The sequence below is a fragment of the Desulfosarcina sp. genome, assembly GCF_055467485.1.
Map to the genome: position 1 here is coordinate 174,207 of NZ_JBUOIV010000002.1, position 19,651 is coordinate 193,857.

The following is a 19,651-nucleotide window of genomic DNA, read 5'->3' on the forward strand; positions in this document are numbered from 1 at the left end:
AAACCTCAAATCGATGGGTCGCCGTTTTTCAACCTAACGGAGCTTTCGGTCCTTAACGAATTGTATTTACCATTATTTTAACGTAATAAGGAGGCAGGGAAAAAATACAAACCGTTGTCACGCGCATATATACCAAGATACAAGGCTTGGATGTGAACCCACAGATTCATTCGGCCCGGAGCAAGGCGAAAAAAGCAATCGATGCATCTGCAGACCCCTTTACCCTGGATTTCGGTCAATCGACCAGACAGACGGTTACGGCACTGCTATTTTTTATCGTCGTGCTTCTCCTGGTTTATTCATCCAGCTTTCAAGGCGTCTGGATATACGACGACGAACCCAACATCCTGGACAATGAAAACGTTCATTTAGTGCAGATCGATGTCGCCTCCCTGAAAAAAACATTTTTTTTGAAATCACAGGACCTATCTGCCGGTGAAAGGATCAAGCGCCCGTTGGCATACCTGAGTTTTGCCCTGAACTGGTATGTAGGAAAGAATCAGGTGTTCGGCTACCACGCGGTCAATTTTATAATCCATTTAACCGCCACTGTATTTCTATATCTGTTCCTTAAAAACTCCCTGATGTTGCCCCTCTTCGACAACAAGTACCACCGCACGGCCCACACGATCGCATTTTTATCGGCCATGATATGGGCCATTCATCCCATTCACGTTACGGCGGTAACCTACATCGTTCAGCGAATGGCATCCATGGCCGGCATGTTCACCATCATGAGCATGTATGGGTATCTCAAGGCGAGAACCGCTGATAGCCGGAACAGGGCAATCAGTTATTTCGCTGCAAGTGGATGGTGCGCGCTATGCGCCTTTGCCACCAAAGAGAACAGCGCCATGCTGCCGGTTTCCCTGTTTTTCTGTGAGCTTTTTTTGCTTCGGGGCGTGGCAGGTAAGGATTTAAAAAAAATGTGGCGATGGGGCGTACCGGCGCTGGCCATGGTTATCCTTGTCGGCCTGCTTTACAGCGACCCGTCACGGCTGTTCGACGGTTATCAAAATCGGCCCTTTTCCCCAGTTGAAAGGATGCTGACGCAATCGCGAGTGGTCCTGGTTTATCTGAAGATGCTTTTTTATCCACTGCAGTCCGAGCTGACGCTGGTGCATGATATCGATGTGTCGACCTCCCTCTGGTCACCTTGGACGACCCTGCCATGCATCATCCTGGTGGTTGTTTCTCTTCTCACCGCCTTTTTTTGGATTTCCAGGAGGCAGCCGCTTATCGCCTTTGCGGTTGTCTTCTTCTTTATCAACCATGCCATTGAAGGGTCCTTTATTGGCCTCGAATTGATTTACGAACACCGCAATTACATCCCCTCCATGATGCTGTTTTTAATTCCGGTCCTGTTGTTGCTCCAATCCCTTCGCTATTTTTCATACAACCGTAAAATTACAGCGATGGTTGTGCTCAGCGTGGCTGTGGTCCTGGCGTCAATCGGGCATTCCACCTACGCTTACAGCAATCTGTTTCGCCATGGTCTGGTTTTTTGGAGGGACAACGCCAGAAAGTCGCCTCGCTTGAGTGTCGTGCAGAACAATTACGGCATCGAGTTGATGAAACAGGGTTACTATCCCGAGGCTTTTCAGGCGCTTCAGCGGGCTGACGAATTAGACCGCTATTTCAACCTTTCGCAGAAAGGCGTGACCTACCACAACCTGGGATTATTTTACGAAACGATCGAAAACGACTATCCGCAAGCCTTGTCCTATTTTAAAAGGGCGATCGGCATCACCTTGAATTCCAAAACCATGTGGCTGGCCTATTCCATTTGCGAATTGGTCAACGGAAATGTGGAAAAGGCTGAGGTCCACCTCGAGGCATGCATCAACAAATGGCCGGATGATCCCGGGATTCTAACGGCGATGGGAAAAATCCAGCTGTTGAAGGGAAGAACGGAGACGGCTCTTGCCTATGCCCAACAAGCCCGGCGTGCAGAGGCGGGCGCTGTGGAGCCGCTGGCGATTGTCGGTGAATGCTATCGGTTGAAGGGAAACCGGAAAAAAGCCACTTTTTTCTGGCAGGCCTATCGACGCCAACGGCCGGACAGCCTGGTCGCCGCTCTGATTCTGTGTGAACTTTACTATCAGGCCGGAAATTACGATCGGCTCAGCCGCGTTGTCTCCGATCTTCTGGCCGCAAAAGGCGAAAGGGCTTGGGATGACTGGCTGAAGGAGGGCTTGACCCGTGCAATACTATATGAAGCGGTGGCATATACCAATAATGCTGAATTCCTGTTGTCGGTAATTTCGTTTTCGTTGCAGCGTGAATCGGAAAACGCCGGGAAAGGCCGTTGACACAAGAAAGGCCCTTTTCCCGGCTATGATTGTTTTTCAAAGTGCGACATCGAGCTGTGCCCCCTGCCTGCGGCGAGGTCACCCGGCGACCTGAATAGCGGGGATCAGCATTCAATTGAAGAGCAAAGGTAAGCGATCAAGGTGAACCGGGGCGGGGAATGGTCCTGCTCTTTGTATTGCCGGCCAACTGGGTGCCGGCATTCCCTGTAATACCCAGAGTGATCGTATTTCCAGCCACGCTTGTGTTTAACGTGAAGTCACCGAGATTTGTTCCGATGGTGGTGTTGCTATAGATGATCTCGCCGGGCGTGTCCCCTAAAAGCAATTGTTTGGCGAAATGCTGATTGACCCTGCCAACGCCTTCACCCAGGGCGGCATCCAGGGCTTTATCCCGGGCCTCTTCCTGGAGGTTGAAATATTTGGGGATAGCAACGGCCGCCAATATACCCAGAATGACCAATACGGCGATGATTTCAACGAGGGTAAAACCCTTCTGGTTCTCGAGAACATTTTTCGGATTGCGATCGTTTTTCATAATTCCTCGGTTCTAGCATGGAAGCGGTTGTCGTCTCTCTAAATACCAGCACGGATAATGCCAACCCAAATAAAATAATCTGTTCAGGATGCGTTAACTATAAGGAAAAATAGAATAATAGATCTTCCAAAAAAAGATCGCCAACGATAGATCTTCGACCCAAATTCAGGCAACAAAAGCAAATCCTACAAAATTTGTAGTTTGCGCCTTCGTAATTTGTAGGTCATGGGTTTGCCTATGCCTATGGTTTGAATTCGGCGATATCGATCTGGTGCTTTTTTATCCGGTGCCACAAACTTCGTTCCTTGATGCCCAGTAGGGTGGCGGCCTTGACTTGAACACCGCCAGAGCGGCGAAGCGCATCAACGATTATTCTCCGCTCATAATCCTTGATGCGCTGATCCAGATCCGCGTTCCCATTCGAATCGATTGTCGTTTCGTTCAAGTGGATGCTTGACACATGTTGGCTTCCATTTCGCTTTAATGACATGGGCAGGTTGGACGGTAGAATCTTTTCATCTGCCAGGACGGCCGCCGATTCCAGTGCATTTTTGAGCTCGCGTACATTTCCCGGCCAATCATTGGTCATCAGCACCTGAAGCGCTTCCGACGACAAGTGCCGTTCTTTGTCCATTTCATTCAAAAACTTTTCGGTAAGCAAGGGGATATCTTCACGCCGGTGTCTCAACGGCGGCAATAGAATCGAAAAGACATTCAACCGGTAGAACAGGTCCTGCCGAAAAAGGCCCCTGTCGACCATCTCTTCGAGATTGCGATTCGTAGCGGCAATAAACCGGACGTTGACCGTTGTCGGCTTGATGGCGCCCACGCGCTCGATGGCGCTCTCCTCTATGGCACGAAGCACCTTGGCTTGGGTTTCAAGGGGCATGTCGCCGATTTCATCCAAGAAAAGGGTGCCGCCATCAGCCAGTTCGAATTTCCCCGGTTTTTTTGTATTTGCACCGGTGAACGCCCCTTTTTCGTAGCCGAACAATTCGCTTTCCAGCAGGGCTTCAGGAATGGCGGCACAATTGATCGCGACGAATGGCCGGTCCTGCCGCTTGCTGTGCTGGTGAATGCTTCGGGCAATCAATTCTTTGCCCGTTCCGGTTTCACCGGTAATCAGCACCGTGGATTCTTTGGGCGCCACTTTGACAATTTGGTTGAACACACCGCGCATCACCTTGCTCTGCCCGATGATATCCGGAAACAGCTGACGGGCTTCTACCTTGCTCAGCAATTCCGAAACCTGTTCGAATACCATGGTAAACTTACCCATATCATCGGTGGCGGCGGAGGCATTTTGTTGAGGACTGACATTTTTGACGATGCCTAACCCTTTTGTCTTTATAACAAAACGCTTCACCGGATCGATCAGCAGTTTTACGATAAGAATGCCGCAGATCAAGGTGAAGGCGATCAGCAGCATCCCCCACCAAACCACCGGCCACATGGGGTTCAAGGCTCTTGAAAGATAATAAGTGGTCGTATTGTAGGTGACGATGATGGACAAGATGGCGATTCCGGCAAAAATAACCGGAATAATGACATACAGGCTGATATGAAAGCGAATATCTTTCATGGATTGACCATTTTCACCATGTCCCACATGGGCAGATAGATGGCCAGGGCAAAGAACAACACCATGGCCGCCAGACATACCGTCAGTATCGGACCGATGGAATCGGAGATTCGCTTCATGGCGAACTCGAGCTCTGAATCGTAGTGTCCGGCCGCTTCGTGGAGCATTTCATCGAGATTCCCGGATTCTTCACCGATGGCAACCATGTTGATGATGATCGGTGTGAAATAAGGTGATGTGGCCAGCGGACCGGATATTCCGCGGCCTTCTTCCAGGCGTTCGGTAATATTTTCGAATGCCCGGGACAATGCGGCGTTGTTGATGGTTTCGGACAGTATGGACATGGTTTCCAATACGGATATGCCGCTGGCTTGCAGAATGGCGAAGATACTCGCAAACCGCGCCATGGCTGCTTTGCGGACCAACACGCCAAACAGGGGCAGGTGAAGCAGCAGCCGATCGCGCCTGAAGCGCCCGATCTCGCTTTTCAGATAAATGTTGATAAAAATACCCAACCCGATGGCCAGGAAAATCAACGCCGGCCAGTAGGAGATCAAGATGGCGTACAATTTCACGCAGATCACCGTGGGCAGGGGCAGTTCGAGTCCTGATTTTTGAAAAATAGCGGCGAATTTGGGAATGACCATCGTCAGTAAAATGAGGAAAGCCGCCAGCAGGGAGACCATGACGATGGCTGGGTACTGGAGTGCCGATCGGATATCGGATCGAATTTTTTGGTCATGGTCCATGATATAGATCAGGCGGTCCAGGATCTCGGGCAGGGCGCCGCTGGTTTCGCCGGCATGAAGCATGCTGCAATACAGCGGAGAAAAAACCGAAGGGTACTTGCGGAAGCCGTCATATAAGCTCCCGCCTTCCCGGATATCCTGCGATATGGAGACGATGATCCGCTTCAGCTTGATGTTTTCGCTCTGATTTTCAAGTACCTGGAGGAGTTTCAGCATGGGTACTCCGGCGCGGATCAGTGTCCTGAGCTGCTTGGTGAAGAGGATCAATTCCGGCAATTTGACAATGGTGAATCGTTCCTGCAGCTCGGTCAGGAAAAAACCAATCCCTGATTTTGACGCATCGGTAATTTTCTGAGGGATGTATCCCCTGGCCACCAGCGCACTGGTGGCGCCTTCCGCAGAGTCGGCATCGATGGCGCCGGACACGGAGCTCCCGTTTTCAGTAATTGCCTGATAGTAAAATTTTGCCATGAAGTTACTTTATAAAATCTCAGGCGGCTACATCATTACCGCTGTTACTGCTTCGTCGAGGGTTGTTTCCCCCTCGATCACTTTCCGTGTGGCGTCGTCTTTCAAGGTTCGCAGGCGGCCGGATTCCCTGGCGGCGCGCATAATTTCCTGGGAGGACGCCCGACGAAGGATCATCTCCTGGACCATCTCATCGATGACCAGTATTTCAAATATGCCGGTCCGGCCTTTATACCCCTTGTCCATGCAGCTGTAGCAGCCTTTTCCCTGAACGAAATCGGCACCCTGGACTTTATCCAGACCCCAGTAGGAAAGGGCGGCTGAGGGCGGTTTCCATGGTTTTTTGCAAAATGGACATACTTTCCGTACCAGGCGCTGGGCAATCGAAACCAGCATCACCGATGAGACGAGAAAGGGCTCGATCCCCATGTCGATAAAGCGGGTGATGGCCCCGGCAGCATCGTTGGTGTGAACCGTGCTTAACACCCGGTGGCCGGTGAGGGCACTTTGAACGGCAATGCTGGCCGTTTCCGAGTCGCGGATCTCCCCGACCATGATAACATCCGGATCCTGGCGCATGATGGACCGCAGTCCGCTGGCAAAGGACATGCCCGCTTTGCGGTTGAGCTGGATCTGGCGGATTTTGTTTATGCGGTATTCTACCGGGTCTTCGATGGTGATGATGTTGATGTCCGGCTGGTTGATCTTCTTGAGTATGGAATACAGCGTCGTACTCTTGCCGCTTCCGGTGGGTCCCGTGCTCAAGATCATACCGTATGGTTTGTTGATGATCGGTTCCAGTTTGAGAATATCTGCTTCGCTCATTCCCAGATGTTCGAGCGAATAGACGCCGCCGCTGGTGTCGAGCAGTCGCAACACCATGTTTTCTCCGTAGATGGTGGGAATGGTCGATGCCCGGATATTGATCTCCTTGTTGTCCATGCGAATCGTAAAGCGGCCGTCCTGGGGGATCCGTGAAAGGGAGATATCCATATTGGATAAAATTTTAAGCCTTGAGATGATTAGAAGCAGCAACGATTTGGGTGGGGCCGGCACTTCATGAAGCTTGCCGTCCACCCGGAAGCGAACCTGGACGAAATCCTTTTCCGGCGAAATATGGATGTCGCTGGCACTCTCGCGTACGGCCTGGGAAAGAATCGAATTGACCAGGCGTATGACCGGCGCTTCTTCAGCCATGTCGTGCAGGGAACTGACTTCCACATCCTCAGAGACGGATGCCGTTTCGGCATCCTGGGCGCTCTCGATCTGCATGTCGCTCATGCCGTCAAGCACCCCGCCGATAGCGGAATAAGTGCCGTAAAGGCTTGAAATCATGTGGTTGAGTTCTTGGTAGGTGCAGATTACCGCCTCCACCTCGATATTCGTGTACACTTCGATGGCGTCAAGGGCGTTGATCTCCATGGGGTCGGTCATGGCAATCTTCAGCAGATGGCCGCTTCTCTCGATGGGAACCAATTGATATTTCTGGCACATCTCAAGCGGAATGACACTGGACAGAGAGATGTCAATGGGATAGGCGTCCGGCCTGTATTTTTCGATGGTCAACTGCTGGGAAACCAGGTTTACGATCTCGGAGCTGCTGACAATTCCTTCCCGTACGAGGTATTCACCCAATTTCATATTGTTGCGTTTATGATCGGCAACGGCCTGTTTGAGCTGATCTTCGGTCAGCAGTCCGCCATCGATGAGCATTTCGCCGAGTTTTTTCTTTTCTTTCACATTTCCACCCGCATCCTTTAGCGGCCCTGCAGTCGTCAATAGCCTTTTCCCAGAAATGGATCGGAAAAAAGAACGGTTTGGTCAGCCCAGCCGGAGATGATTTCGGCCGAGCCGGACAACTCACCAGGCAAACTGGCCAGCATATTTTCGGCCTCGGCCGGACTAAAAAAGTAACCGGCAACAAAAATTCCGTATTTCAGTCCGGCCTGATCGTCCCATTGGGTAATTATCCGCATCAGCGGTGCGCCCTTGGTTTTAGATGCTTCGACCGATCGTCGAAAAGCGGCTTCCAAAGAGCTGGTTTGGTCCACCTTAAGCCACCATAGCGGGTACGCGCGTTGAACAAACGCTGCCGGAATGGCCGGAAAGGCAATGGTATCGCCTACGCGGATGGCATCGGCATGGTCAATGTGGGGATTGGCATCCAGCACCGCCTCGAGGATGCGGTCACGAAAGTCACCATAGATGATCTTGACCATCAACCCCAGCGTATCGTTTCTCCGCACGGTCAATGCACCGAGAAGCGACGGCGGTGCCAGTTTGAGGTCATCCGTTTGCTGCGTCGACCCAGCGGGCGCGGGGGGGGACATAACCGTTTCAGTGAACGCCGGCGTTTCCGAAATAGAAGCGGCCTGGATCAGTGACGGTGGAGACACCTCCCTGACCGGGGCGGCTGGCAACGCATCGGCTGGCCCGATGGTGTCGGCAGTCGAACCATTCGCCTGAATCGGCTTCATTGGCGGCGGCCTATGGGAATCAACCATCGGTTGGTGATGGTGCGCGTTCACCGTCGCCGGCCTTGTCGGTTGGCTGCCGGTAATCCAAGCGGAGACCGGTGGAAACCAGGCCGGGGCAACCATATACCCAATCCCGATGACAGCGGAAAAAACCAACGCCGAGAAGACCAGCGTGCGGCGATGGCGATGGGCTTGCCCGTGCCCGGACAGGGTCCGGTCCATGCATGAGCGGACCAGGCGCCAGGTGACCCGGGAGCGGTTCTGAACGATAAGCGCCAGCATGCATTGGTGGCACAAGTTAATAATTTTCCTGGGGTAGCCTCCTGTCAGGCGGTAAATGGCGAGCAGGGCCGGTCCCGTGAAGAGCTGTGGCGGACGGGGTTGACCGCTGGCATGTTTGATCCGGAAACCGATCATCCGGCGGGTATCGGTTAGGCTCATCGGTCCCAGAAAATGGATCAGGTTCACCCGGTCGGCCAGATTGGCGTGACGATCCAGAATATCCTGGAATTCCTCCTGGGCGAATAAGACGATTTGAAGCAGTTTGTGGTCGTTGGTTTCGTAGTTCAACAATTCCCTGAGGATTTCAAGGCAGAACAGGGGAAGCTTCTGCCCCTCGTCAATGATCAATACGATGGTTTTATTTTCATCCACGCCTTTTTGAAACAGGTGATTTTTGATCTGTTCCCTGAAACCATGACCGTCGCTGGCGGGGATTTGATTGCCGACGATCGTGGTACAAATATGTTCCAGAAAAGCCAACGGGGAGTTGAACGAAGGGTCAAGAATCAGGTGAGACTCGATGGTGCTGTCGGAGGCGAATTTTTTAAGCAAGGTTCGGCACAGCGTGGTTTTTCCGGCTCCCACGGCGCCGATAACGATGTTGAGTCCCCGCTTCAGTCGAAGGGCCAGCTCGAGCTTCTGCAGGCAGTCCACATGCTGCCTGGATTGGAAAAAAAAATCCGGATCAGGGGAGTTGGAGAAGGGTTCCCGGTCCAGGTTGAGTATGTTGAAATAGTCCATAAAAGCATTGAACCCTCCCCGCGGCAAGCCGCGGGGAATCTTCACCGTAAGGATGAAAAATCAATTTTCAGTTCGCTCGCCAACCCCGCCGCAAGCGACGGGAAATGCGCTCGCTATCGCGGTTCACCCGGGGCGCATAAATCATTGTCGGCGCGCCGCATCGACGCCCAAAAACTGTTATTCGGCCGGCGCCGACTCGACTTTAGGCATGGGTGCCAATGCCGACGCCGGTCGTGTTTTTTGGTTGTGGGGCGTTATAAAGATCAACAGATCCTGCATCTGGTTGTTTTTAGATTCCCCTTTGAACAGATATCCCAGGCCGGGGATTTTTCGAAACCAGGGGATGCCGTAATCAACGCCCCGATCGGTCTGTTTGTTCAAACCGCCGATCACCGTCGTCTGGCCGTCGAAGAGAACCACATTGGTCTTGGCCTTTTTCGTGATCACCGTGGGATTTCCCGATACGGTGCGGGTAAAATCCAATTCATCCTTGTTGGTCATGATGTCCATCTTCAACGTATCGCCTTCGATGACATGCGGGGTGACCTCCAATCGAAGAACCGCCTTTTTATATTCGATCTGAACTTTGTTGTCGTCTACCGTCTGGAAGGGGACCTCATCACCACTTTCGATGATAGCCGTCTGGTTGTCCAGGGTGGTAATGGATGGATTGGACAATATATTGAGTTTGCCTTCCTCTTCCAGTGCATTGAGTTGGGCGGAGAGCAGCAGATCGCCGGACTGGACAATCATGCCCAGGGCAAATCCGGAACCGGCAACAGTGGCGCCGGACAGATCGGCCGGAAAAGTCGCCGCCCATCCGGATGACGGATTGACCGTGTCTGCGGCACTCAAACCGATGGCATCGCCGGCATTGGGGGTCACCCAATAGTCGTTGCCGGTGTAAAGGCCGCCCCATTGCACACCCAACTCCCGGGCCGTTTCACTGGTGGCTTCGATGATATGCGCTTCAATGAGTACCTGGGCTGTGGGCTGATCCAGTTCGGTAATCAATGCGATCATGCGTTCGAGGTCGTTCCGGGTGGCTTGGATGATCAAGGCGTTGTTGTGTTCGTCCAACAACACCGAACCCAGTATTTTTCCGCTGTCCGCTTCCGTCAGAAACTTTTCCAGATTGGTTTTCAGCTTACCGGCATCAGCGTAATCGACGTGAACGATTTTGGTCAGCAGCGGCTCGGAAAGCTCCATCTGCCTTCGCGTGGAGAGAATTTTCTGGTCCGCCTCCAACTGGCGGACGATATTGGCTTTGTCGTCGAGGGTGACGATGCGCAGCAGGTCGCCCTCCCATGCGTAGGAGAGCCCGTGTGTTTTAAGGATACCTTCGAACACCTGATTCCATGGAAGCTTAACGACATTGAGACTGGTGACCCCTTTGACCGAGTTGTTGATGATGATGCTGATGCCAACCGAACGCGACAGGGCCCGCAGCAGCACAGAGATGTCCGCCTGGTGTATTTTCAATGTGACCGGCTTGTCGGGCAGCGGTCTATCGATCCGCTTCTGGTCAACCACCGTTTTATCGGATGGTGGCAGATTTTCCGGCATATCGATGATGCGATGCTGTTCGGGCGGAGAGAACCCCCGCGATTCGGCTGCCCGGGCCTGCCACTGATCGAAAACGGTCTCTTTCTTCTGAACTTTCTGTTGGCTGCATCCGCTGAAACAGGTCAGCAGAAAAAGGGTTGCCAACACCAACACTACCCATTGATTTCGATGATTGGATGACATGGGGCTCCCTGATGGTCTGTCCGAATTTAAGTGTCCATCCATAATCGGCGTTCTCGAATTATTAACCTTCTGGGGCCGGATCTGATGCGGCCCGCCATCTGCTCTTTTCCGGAAAAGACTAGTTGCCGGTAATGGCTTCGTATTCCATCAACCTCAATGTGATAACTCCTGGTGTATGTTGATTGCCGATTTCAACCTGATGCGGATGAATACGGCGAACGTAGTGTCCCTGGTCATCAATGGCTTCCCCCGAAGTGTACTCTATTCCATTGATAATGGCCAGGCGCTGCGTCCCCACTTCGAGAAAACCGGTGTAAATCAGAGTCGGCCGGGTGTCGGCGGTTACTGTTGCATTATCCGGAACGTCGAGCTGCGGGGTATCCGACAGCACGATGTCGGTTTTTAAAAACGGATCCTTTTCCCACTTGCGTTCGGCACTGCGGATGGTGAACAGCTCCTTGGACAACGCCTTGTCTTCCTTGAGCTGTTGGATAACTTTTTGGGCAAATTCGAGAGCCTGGTCGTCAGGCTTTTTGTCAACTCCCTGTCGACCGCCGGTCGTCACTGGACCCCAATACAGATAACCACCCAGCAATACGGTCGCCGCCATGATAGAGACGATTATTTTTTCCCGTCTAGTCATCGATACCACGAATCCTCATTGCGCGCTGAACGACATTAACGGTGCAGCAGCGATACGGAGAGCATGATCGATTTGTTCTCCTCTGCGCATCGGATTTGGATTTTATTAATCCGGTCTACAAAAGGCTGCTCGACGATGGTGTTGATCAGCGGTTGAACATTTAAAAATTCACCTTTGAAAACGACTTCTACCATCAGCAGGCCGTTTCCCTGGTCAAAGGTCTGTGCATCGGGGGTTACGCTCTCAAGCCTCAGTCCGGCGGTGTTGGCAATATGTTGAAAAAGTTGAGTCAGCCGACCTGTGTTCTCGATATCCAGCGCCGTTTTATCAGGAGATTTCAGTTGGGTAGACGGTGCGATGCGTGCTTGGGCAGCCAGCTTGCTGTATATGGGAGACAGTGCCTGCCGCAAGGCAATTTCTCCGTTCAGCACGGATATCTGACGGTCGTAATCCTTCATGCTGCGGTAGTTCGGATAGATCACCAGGGCCAGAAAGGCCAGCAGGCCGAAGGCGCAGAGAATCACTAAAATGGGGCTGCTTTGGTTTTTCGTGTCGGCCATCGTATTATCGCATGGGTCTTGTTTTTCCCGGATGTCGCTCAGGCGAGTTCGAAGTGGATTAAAAACCGCAGAACCGGTCGGTCGTCCAAGAACTGAAGCCGCTTGCTTTTGACAACGGGCTTGTTGAATAGCGGTGAATCATCGATGGTTAGCATGAAGCTCGCCAAATCCGTTTCGAAGCGGATCTTGTCACCCGTGACAACCCCTTCGATCACCAAGGACGGCTCGGTTTTGTTTTTAGAATTCGCAACGCGTGCATCCATGTCGGCACTCAGGGCGATCAATTGAATATTCGCCGGTGTGAGATGGATGACCTCTGCTATGACCGCGGAACCGTAATACTGCCGACTCAAGGTGGTAATCCGGCCTCGTTTCTGGTTTACCTTTGCATAGAGGGCCATGACCAGTTCCTGTGTCAGCGGCACATTGAAGGCGTCCCGCTGCTGGATTAAACGGTCCACTTGGGCGGCTTTTACGGATATGTGGTGTTCCTGCCATAAAAAGCCGCATAACAGCAACGCCAGGAAACCGATGCTGGCGGCTGAGATGCCGATCCGGATCTGGCGTGCCCGGTTCCTTTTTTCCCGGTGACGATAGGTGAAAAGGAAATTGGGAGTCAGTTCATTGGAGGATAGTCCGATCCCGACAGCCGGAACAAAACTCTCCTTATCCGCCGGGAGTTCCGGAATGGTCACCTTCTGAGTAAAGGCGTGTGGATGGGGAAACGGATTCAGAATGTTGACGGGCACTCCCAGTTGAGATCCGATGTGGGAAATGACCGCCGTGTTGGCTGTCATTTTGCCGGAAATAAGAATGTCGCTGACGCCGGATCGTTTGAAATGAAGGGAAAAGTGGGCGATGGTGCGCTCCACCTGCTTGATCAGGCGATCGATGGCGGGATAGATGGTTTGGAAGATATCGACCGGCTGACCATTTTGATGCCGTGTGGCGGTGGTGCTGCCAGTATCCAGGAACCGGTAAAAGTCTTCCTGGGCGGCAGTAAAATATTCATCTCTTTCTTCGGCGGGGAGAACGTCGCGTTCCTCCATGACCAACGCCGATGGCATGCCGCTGGATGACGGATGTCGATATTGCTCGGCGATGGCATCGATCATGCTGTGCATACCGGCCTTGATGCCCCGCGAAAGGATCAGGTCGCCATTGGCGTAAATAGTGATGCGCGACCAGTCCCGGCCGATGAACAGGCAGCAGGTGTTCTGCCCGGTTTCCTGAACCAAACCCGTCTTCAACAGATTTTGGATGGCAAAGGGGACGATCGAAATGCCGGCAAGCGGATAGCCGGACCGACTGAAAAGCTTCTTCAGGGCTTCCGTTTCGGCAATGGGAATGGTGAATGTCATGACCTGGGTTTTGGTCAATCCGTTTTCATTCACATCCCCCAGTATCCTGAAATCCAGCAACATCTCTTTATCGCTGAAAGTGACTTCTTTCGAAAATGTCCAGAAGACTGCATTTGGAATTTGCTTTTTAGGTAGTTTGGGTATGCGGATGCAGCGGGTTTCCACTTTTGCCGATGCCACACAACACCAGATATCATATCGCTTCAGGCCACTGCAGAATCGTGACAATATCGTAGCCAAGGCCCTGGCCAGGTACGGCGTATCCAACCCGTCGGCCTGTTCGATCTCGATGGTGTCGTAGTCCAGAAGTTCAAAGGTCTTGTCCGAGATTCGGTTGACCTTGGCTATCTTGATGCAGCGGTTGCCTATTTCAACACCGATGCCGATGGCTTTCTGAAAGGATAGTGCCTTTAGCAGCGCCATTTTTTGGGATGGTGCGGCAGGTTCGGTTGGATTGGCAGATGACTGGGGGGGAGTATTGTATCGGATCAGATCCAGTAGTTTTTCAGTAGAGGAAATCTCGTCCTTTCGCGCCAATTCAGTACTCCGTATCGATATGGCTGTCGTGTCTCGAAAACGCGCTTCAGTGGCCAAAAGCATTCCGGATCATTGCGGCAAAAACTGCACAAAGCCGGTAACACATTCAAACGGTTACGATTTTGAACCATTTCGCCGGTGTTTGTCAAGGCTTAATAGTCGGGGACGATGGGACTTATCATTTTTTTATTATTGGATATTTGCCGAATCGCCAGCCGATGCTCCAGTTTTGTACCACCCTGATCTAAAACCGTTCATCCGACTCGGTAATAACGAAAATTCTAAAGAATGGCGCATTAGTTCTTGAAAAAAAATGAACCGCCTTCTATTTTCATCAGGACGACAGCCTTGGAATAATCGCTTTTTTCTACAATATGGAAAGATACCGGAAGAGCCGGAAAGACAGATCGGCCTTCAAACCGCCTGTCAGATGGCACAGGACAGGATGACAAGCACTTTTGTTCCGGAAAAACGTCTATGAAGATGCCCAATCGCTCTGTTCGCCTGACCGACCACATGATGCTGATCGGTTTTATGCTGGCGGTGGTCTACTGGATTCTTGACTCCATATTGTCCATATTCACCAGTTACGGCAATCTGCTCGAACAAATGCTGGGCATAAACCTCGACGAGGTGTGGACGCGGATCATCGTGCTGTGTTTGTTTGCCATTTTCGGTTCCCACGCACAATATACCATCAATGAACGGAAAAAAGCCGAAGCCTCGCTCGAACGTGACGCCGCCACTCGTGAACGCTTTCAGCGCCTGCTGTCGCCTGATCTCGCCGAAAGGGTCGTATCCGGCGAACTGAAGGTTGAAAAGGGCGGAAAAGACCGGGTCGCAACGGTCCTTTTTGTGGATATCCGGGGTTTCACCACAATCAGCGAAAACAACCAGGCCTCTGAAGTGCTGCGCCTTCTCAATGAGTACTACGAGGTGTTGGTGGAAGTGGTATTTCGCCATGAAGGAACCGTGGATAAGTTCATTGGAGATGAGATGATGGTGATCTGGGGAGCGCCGGTCGCTCATGATGACGATCCCCAACGGGCCGTGATGGCCGCTCTGGAAATGAAAACCGCACTCGCCGACTTCAACCGTAAAAGAGCGGATGCGAAACGTCCGGAAATCAAGTTCGGCATCGGCATCAACACCGGCAATCTCATGGCGGGGTATATCGGTTCCTCGCATACCATGAGCTATTCAGTCATTGGCGACACTGTCAACACCGCCTCACGATTGTGCTCCGCGGCACAGCCTGATCAGATTCTGATCTCCGAGAATACGTGGGCCCAGGTAAAACACCGATTTGATGCCCATCCATTGGGTAAGATTCATGCCAAGGGTAAATTCAAACCGATCAACGCGTTCGCCGTCGCCGGTGAAAAAAGACACTCCGGATGATTGTCGTTCACTTGCTTTCCTGCCGTGGTTCCCCATCGGTCACAAAACCAGGTGCTGCTTTACGGCGAATGTCAAATATGCTAAGAAGCCTGCTCTTATCATTACTTGAAACGATTGTTCGCTCAATATGACACGTATCGGGTTGGGATATGACATTCATCGGTTGGTGCCGGGCAGGAAGTTGGTGCTAGGCGGCGAAACCATCCCGTTTGAAAAGGGGTTGCTGGGGCATTCTGACGCCGACGTTCTGGTGCATGCCGCCTGTGATGCGCTTCTGGGCGCGATGGGAATGGGGGACATTGGCGACAGTTTTCCCGATACGGACCCCCGTTACCTCAATATCTACAGTATCGACCTGTTGACGGCGGTCTACCGCCGGGTAAACGCATCGGGACTCGAACTGGTCAACATGGATGCCACCGTGTTTGCCCAGGAGCCCCGTCTATCTCCTTACAAAGACCGGATGGCCGAGCGGATGGCCGACAGCATGTCGGTGGATAAGGGGCTGATCAACATCAAGGCGACGACCACCGAAGGGCTTGGGGCCATCGGCCATGGAGACGGCATAGCCGCCATGTGTGTGGTCCTGCTTCGATCCGCAACGCCGAAATCAGGCAATTCGTGTCCTTCCGGAAATGGCTGACCCGGGTTGAGGCCAGGGCTCCAGCGACATTGAAAGCGACGGATGCGTTGGGGATAGCGCTACGCTTCACCTCGTGCTCAATGGAGCGAGAAAGCGGGCCGGGACCGGAATCGACCCATTTGTTGACGGACTCGATGAGAACGCGAGAGGCTTCCTACTGATGGTTATGCGTATCTACAACACACTGACCAAATCAAAAGAGACATTTGAACCGGTGGTACCCGGTCAGGTGATGATATATGTGTGCGGCCCGACCGTTTATGACTCCTGCCATGTGGGTCATGCCCGATCGGTCGTGGTGTTCGATGTGGTGGTTCGTTATTTTCGTGCTATGGATTATCAGGTCACCTACATCCGTAACTTCACGGATGTGGATGACAAGATCATCAACCGGGCCAACATGGTTGGCATGGATGCACGCCATCTTGCGGAAAAATATATCGACGAGTTCCACCGTGACATGGATGCACTCAATGTGATGCGTGCCGACCGGGAACCGAGGGTCACGGAACACATCGCCGACATCATTGACATCATCGAGAACCTGGTGGAAAAAAAGGCCGCCTACCTGGTCGGCGGGGATGTGTTTTACGCGGTGGAGACCTTCAAAGACTATGGAAAGCTATCCGGACGCAAACTGGCCGATATGGTTGCCGGCAGCCGGATCGAAATCAACGAGAACAAGCGTAATCCTTTTGATTTCGTGCTTTGGAAATCCGCCAAACCGGGTGAACCGTCATGGCCGAGCCCCTGGGGTGCGGGTCGTCCCGGCTGGCATATCGAATGCTCGGCCATGAGCAGCCGGTTTCTCGGCGAAACCTTTGATATTCACGGAGGTGGCAAGGACCTGATCTTTCCCCACCACGAAAACGAAATCGCGCAATCCGAAGCTGCCCACGGCAAACCGTTCGCCCGATATTGGATGCACAATGGATTCGTGAACATCAATAACGAAAAAATGTCCAAATCCTTGAACAATTTCCTGATGATCAAGGATATCCTGAAATCCTACCACCCCGAAACGGTCCGCCTGTTCCTGCTCTCGAGCCATTACCGCAGCCCCATTGATTTTTCCGATCAGAATCTGAAAGAATCGGAAAAGGCGCTGGATAAAATTTATGGCCTGCTCAAGCGTCTGGACGAGGAGGCCGGTCATACCGAGGCAGACGATCCGACAACCGGTAAAAACTATTGGCCGGCCTTCCGTGAGGCCATGAACGATGATTTCAACACGGCCAAAGGTGTCGGCATACTGTTTAACTTGGTGAAAGAAGCAAACCGGATACTGGATGAAGAGGGCCGGTCGTCGAAGGCCGAGGGTGATCTGGCATCCCTGAGCATCGACCTGATGCGCATAGGCGGTGTGCTTGGGATTCTCCAACAATCCTGGCAATCCTTTTTCGAGCAGCGGACCAGCAGCCAGCTACAGAATGTGGCGGTCTCCACCGAAGCGATCGACGCACTGGTGGCTGAACGTGCCGCCGCCCGCAAAAACAAAGACTGGAAACGGGCCGACGAAATCAGGGCCCAGCTCGAAGAAGCCGGAATCCTCCTCGAAGACAAAGGCGACGGAACCCATTGGAAAGTGGCCACCTGATCCCGCATGTCATCTTTTAAGCTCGTATCTGAATTCACCCCCTGCGGCGACCAGTCCCGGGCCATCCACACCATCTCCGAACAGATCCTAAGCGGTGTGCACAGCCAGGTCCTGCTGGGAGTGACTGGTTCCGGCAAGACCTTCACCATGGCCAACATCATCGCCACGGTCAATCGCCCGGCGCTGATTCTGGCGCCTAACAAAACCCTAGCGGCCCAACTCTACAACGAATTTCGTTCCCTTTTCCCGGAAAACAGCGTCGAGTATTTCGTCAGCTACTACGACTATTACCAGCCGGAAGCCTATCTCCCCACCACGGACACTTACATCCAAAAGGATTCTTCGATCAATGAACTGATCGATAAAATGCGCCATTCCGCCACCCGCAACGTGCTGTCTCGATCCGATGTCGTCGTGGTAGCCAGTGTCTCCTGCATTTTCGGCTTGGGTGCCCCGGAGGATTACCTCTCCATGCGTGTCACCATTACGACCGGTATGGATCTTCCCCGGGAGCGGTTGCTCTATCAGTTGGTGTCCATCCACTACCAGCGAAACGATATGGATTTCCATCGTGGTGTCTTTCGGGTGCGGGGGGATCGGGTGGAAATTTTTCCCGCCTACGAGGAGGACACGGCGGTCCGCATCGATTTTTTTGGGGATGAAATCGAAAATATCTTTGAATTCGATCCCCTGAAAGGCACCACTATCAGGTGCCTGGACGAGATCACCCTGTTTCCTGCCAGCCACTACGTGACGCGCAAAGCCACGCTCGAGCGGGCCACGAAAACCATCGTTCGGGAACTGAAGGATCGCGTCGATTATTTCCGGAATGAAAACAAGCTCATCGAAGCCCAACGCATCGAAGAGCGCACGCTCTTCGATCTTGAAATGATCCAGGAGATCGGGTACTGCAACGGCATCGAAAACTACTCCAGGCACCTGACCGGCCGTCTGGCCGGCCAGCCACCGCCGACACTGCTCGATTACTTCCCTAAAGATTTCCTCATTTTCGTGGATGAGAGCCACATCGCCGTGTCCCAGATCCGGGCCATGTATAAAGGAGACCGCTCTCGTAAAACCACGTTGGTCAATTATGGGTTCCGGTTACCCTCGGCCCTTGACAACCGGCCGCTCAAGTTCGACGAGTGGTCCAGCCGCATCAATCAGGTCGTTTATGTATCGGCCACACCGGCAGAGTATGAACTGACCGCCTCGAACGGCCGGGTCGTGGAGCAGATCGTCCGGCCCACCGGACTCATCGACCCGGTGGTGCACGTGCGGGGAGCCCGCAATCAGGTGGATGACCTTTATGGTGAAATCAGGAACCGGCAGCAGCGCGGGGAGCGCATTCTGGTGACCACACTGACCAAACGAATGGCGGAAGACCTCACTGAATATTATACGGATCTGGGGCTGTCCGTGCGATACTTGCATTCCGATATCCACACCATGGAGCGCATGGACATCATCCGGGATTTACGGGTAGGCAAGTTCGATGCGCTGATTGGCATCAATCTGCTGCGGGAGGGCTTGGATATCCCCGAGGTGTCCTTGGTTGCCATCCTGGATGCGGACAAGGAAGGCTTTTTGCGATCCAAGCGCTCACTGATTCAAACTTTTGGCCGTGCGGCCAGAAACATCAACGGCACCGTGGTGCTCTATGCCGACCGGATCACTGCTTCCATGAAGGAGGCGATTGAAGAAACCAACCGGCGGCGGGAGATCCAGCAGCAGTACAATGAAATGCACCACATCACCCCGCAATCCATTCACAAGAGCATAACGGATATATTCGACAGCGCCTATCAGTCACCGGATACCGAACCGATGCAGGTGGCCGAAGTTCCGGTTGACTTCGGCCCGGATGATAACATCGAATCCGTTATCCGTGATCTGGAAACCCAAATGAAGGCCGCGGCCCGGGACCTGGCGTTCGAGAAAGCCGCTTCGATCCGGGACCGGATCAAAGCGCTACGAAAACGGCTGCTGTTTGAATCATAAGCATTGGTGAGCG

The 19,651-nt window shown here is 52.7% G+C and carries 14 protein-coding genes; 5 read left to right on the forward strand and 9 right to left on the reverse strand.

Annotation, left to right across the window (positions count from 1 at the left end; translation table 11 throughout):
- Positions 1–152: 152 nt before the first annotated feature.
- On the forward strand, positions 153–2,312 hold the full coding sequence (locus ACZCED_RS01890) for a tetratricopeptide repeat protein (RefSeq protein WP_462968108.1): 2,160 nt from the start codon (positions 153–155) through the stop codon (positions 2,310–2,312).
- Positions 2,313–2,448: 136 nt separating this feature from the next.
- Here ACZCED_RS01890 and ACZCED_RS01895 read toward each other — a convergent pair whose 3' ends face one another.
- The 9 genes from ACZCED_RS01895 to ACZCED_RS01935 all read right to left on the reverse strand — a co-directional run bounded on the left by ACZCED_RS01895 (position 2,449) and on the right by ACZCED_RS01935 (position 13,996).
- A complete protein-coding gene (locus tag ACZCED_RS01895; RefSeq protein WP_462968107.1) occupies positions 2,449–2,847 on the reverse strand; it encodes a type IV pilin protein in 399 nt (132 codons plus the stop codon).
- A 241-nt stretch (positions 2,848–3,088) separates the two neighbouring features.
- Positions 3,089–4,429 carry a sigma-54 interaction domain-containing protein gene (locus ACZCED_RS01900; RefSeq protein ID WP_462968106.1) on the reverse strand — a complete coding sequence of 447 codons (1,341 nt, stop codon included), beginning with the start codon at positions 4,427–4,429 and terminating at the stop codon, positions 3,089–3,091.
- The gene (locus ACZCED_RS01905) at positions 4,426–5,649 is read right to left on the reverse strand and encodes a type II secretion system F family protein (RefSeq protein WP_462968105.1); all 1,224 of its coding nucleotides are present in this window, start codon (positions 5,647–5,649) and stop codon (positions 4,426–4,428) included. Before ACZCED_RS01905 ends, ACZCED_RS01900 begins: the two co-directional genes overlap by 4 nt.
- A 27-nt stretch (positions 5,650–5,676) precedes the next feature.
- On the reverse strand, positions 5,677–7,386 hold the full coding sequence (locus ACZCED_RS01910; RefSeq protein ID WP_462968104.1) for a GspE/PulE family protein: 1,710 nt from the start codon (positions 7,384–7,386) through the stop codon (positions 5,677–5,679).
- A gap of 35 nt (positions 7,387–7,421) precedes the next feature.
- Positions 7,422–9,146: an AAA family ATPase gene (locus ACZCED_RS01915; protein WP_462968103.1), complete on the reverse strand. Its 1,725-nt coding sequence runs from the start codon at positions 9,144–9,146 to the stop codon at positions 7,422–7,424.
- A gap of 177 nt (positions 9,147–9,323) precedes the next feature.
- Entirely contained in the window at positions 9,324–10,895 is a 1,572-nt protein-coding gene (gene pilQ, locus ACZCED_RS01920) for a type IV pilus secretin PilQ (protein ID WP_464860092.1), read from the reverse strand.
- A gap of 118 nt (positions 10,896–11,013) precedes the next feature.
- A complete protein-coding gene (locus ACZCED_RS01925) occupies positions 11,014–11,538 on the reverse strand; it encodes a hypothetical protein (protein ID WP_464860093.1) in 525 nt (174 codons plus the stop codon).
- Between the two features lie 35 nt (positions 11,539–11,573).
- A complete protein-coding gene (locus tag ACZCED_RS01930; protein ID WP_462968100.1) occupies positions 11,574–12,098 on the reverse strand; it encodes a hypothetical protein in 525 nt (174 codons plus the stop codon).
- 38 nt (positions 12,099–12,136) lie between these two features.
- Positions 12,137–13,996 (reverse strand): hypothetical protein, encoded by a 1,860-nt coding sequence (locus ACZCED_RS01935; protein WP_464860094.1) that lies wholly within the window; start codon positions 13,994–13,996, stop codon positions 12,137–12,139.
- Between the two features lie 477 nt (positions 13,997–14,473).
- Here ACZCED_RS01935 and ACZCED_RS01940 point away from each other — a divergent pair, with 477 nt between their 5' ends.
- The 4 genes from ACZCED_RS01940 to uvrB all read left to right on the forward strand — a co-directional run bounded on the left by ACZCED_RS01940 (position 14,474) and on the right by uvrB (position 19,638).
- Positions 14,474–15,397 (forward strand): adenylate/guanylate cyclase domain-containing protein, encoded by a 924-nt coding sequence (locus ACZCED_RS01940; RefSeq protein WP_464860095.1) that lies wholly within the window; start codon positions 14,474–14,476, stop codon positions 15,395–15,397.
- Positions 15,398–15,524: 127 nt separating this feature from the next.
- The gene (gene ispF, locus ACZCED_RS01945; RefSeq protein ID WP_462968097.1) at positions 15,525–16,040 is read left to right on the forward strand and encodes a 2-C-methyl-D-erythritol 2,4-cyclodiphosphate synthase; all 516 of its coding nucleotides are present in this window, start codon (positions 15,525–15,527) and stop codon (positions 16,038–16,040) included.
- 160 nt (positions 16,041–16,200) lie between these two features.
- On the forward strand, positions 16,201–17,637 hold the full coding sequence (gene cysS / locus ACZCED_RS01950) for a cysteine--tRNA ligase (RefSeq protein ID WP_464860096.1): 1,437 nt from the start codon (positions 16,201–16,203) through the stop codon (positions 17,635–17,637).
- 6 nt (positions 17,638–17,643) lie between these two features.
- Complete coding sequence (gene uvrB / locus ACZCED_RS01955; protein ID WP_462968095.1) at positions 17,644–19,638, forward strand: excinuclease ABC subunit UvrB; 1,995 nt, start codon at positions 17,644–17,646, stop codon at positions 19,636–19,638.
- Positions 19,639–19,651 lie beyond the last annotated feature (13 nt).

Excerpts from the sequence above, each read along its gene's own strand:
- ACZCED_RS01925 (WP_464860093.1), bottom strand. The coding sequence starts at position 11,538 with ATGACTAGACGGGAAAAAATAATCGTCTCTATCATGGCGGCGACCGTA.
- ispF (WP_462968097.1), top strand. The coding sequence starts at position 15,525 with ATGACACGTATCGGGTTGGGATATGACATTCATCGGTTGGTGCCGGGC.
- ACZCED_RS01940 (WP_464860095.1), top strand. The coding sequence starts at position 14,474 with ATGAAGATGCCCAATCGCTCTGTTCGCCTGACCGACCACATGATGCTG.
- cysS (WP_464860096.1), top strand. The coding sequence starts at position 16,201 with ATGGTTATGCGTATCTACAACACACTGACCAAATCAAAAGAGACATTT.
- ACZCED_RS01900 (WP_462968106.1), bottom strand. The coding sequence starts at position 4,429 with ATGAAAGATATTCGCTTTCATATCAGCCTGTATGTCATTATTCCGGTT.
- uvrB (WP_462968095.1), top strand. The coding sequence starts at position 17,644 with ATGTCATCTTTTAAGCTCGTATCTGAATTCACCCCCTGCGGCGACCAG.
- ACZCED_RS01915 (WP_462968103.1), bottom strand. The coding sequence starts at position 9,146 with ATGGACTATTTCAACATACTCAACCTGGACCGGGAACCCTTCTCCAAC.
- pilQ (WP_464860092.1), bottom strand. The coding sequence starts at position 10,895 with ATGTCATCCAATCATCGAAATCAATGGGTAGTGTTGGTGTTGGCAACC.
- ACZCED_RS01930 (WP_462968100.1), bottom strand. The coding sequence starts at position 12,098 with ATGGCCGACACGAAAAACCAAAGCAGCCCCATTTTAGTGATTCTCTGC.
- ACZCED_RS01905 (WP_462968105.1), bottom strand. The coding sequence starts at position 5,649 with ATGGCAAAATTTTACTATCAGGCAATTACTGAAAACGGGAGCTCCGTG.
- ACZCED_RS01895 (WP_462968107.1), bottom strand. The coding sequence starts at position 2,847 with ATGAAAAACGATCGCAATCCGAAAAATGTTCTCGAGAACCAGAAGGGT.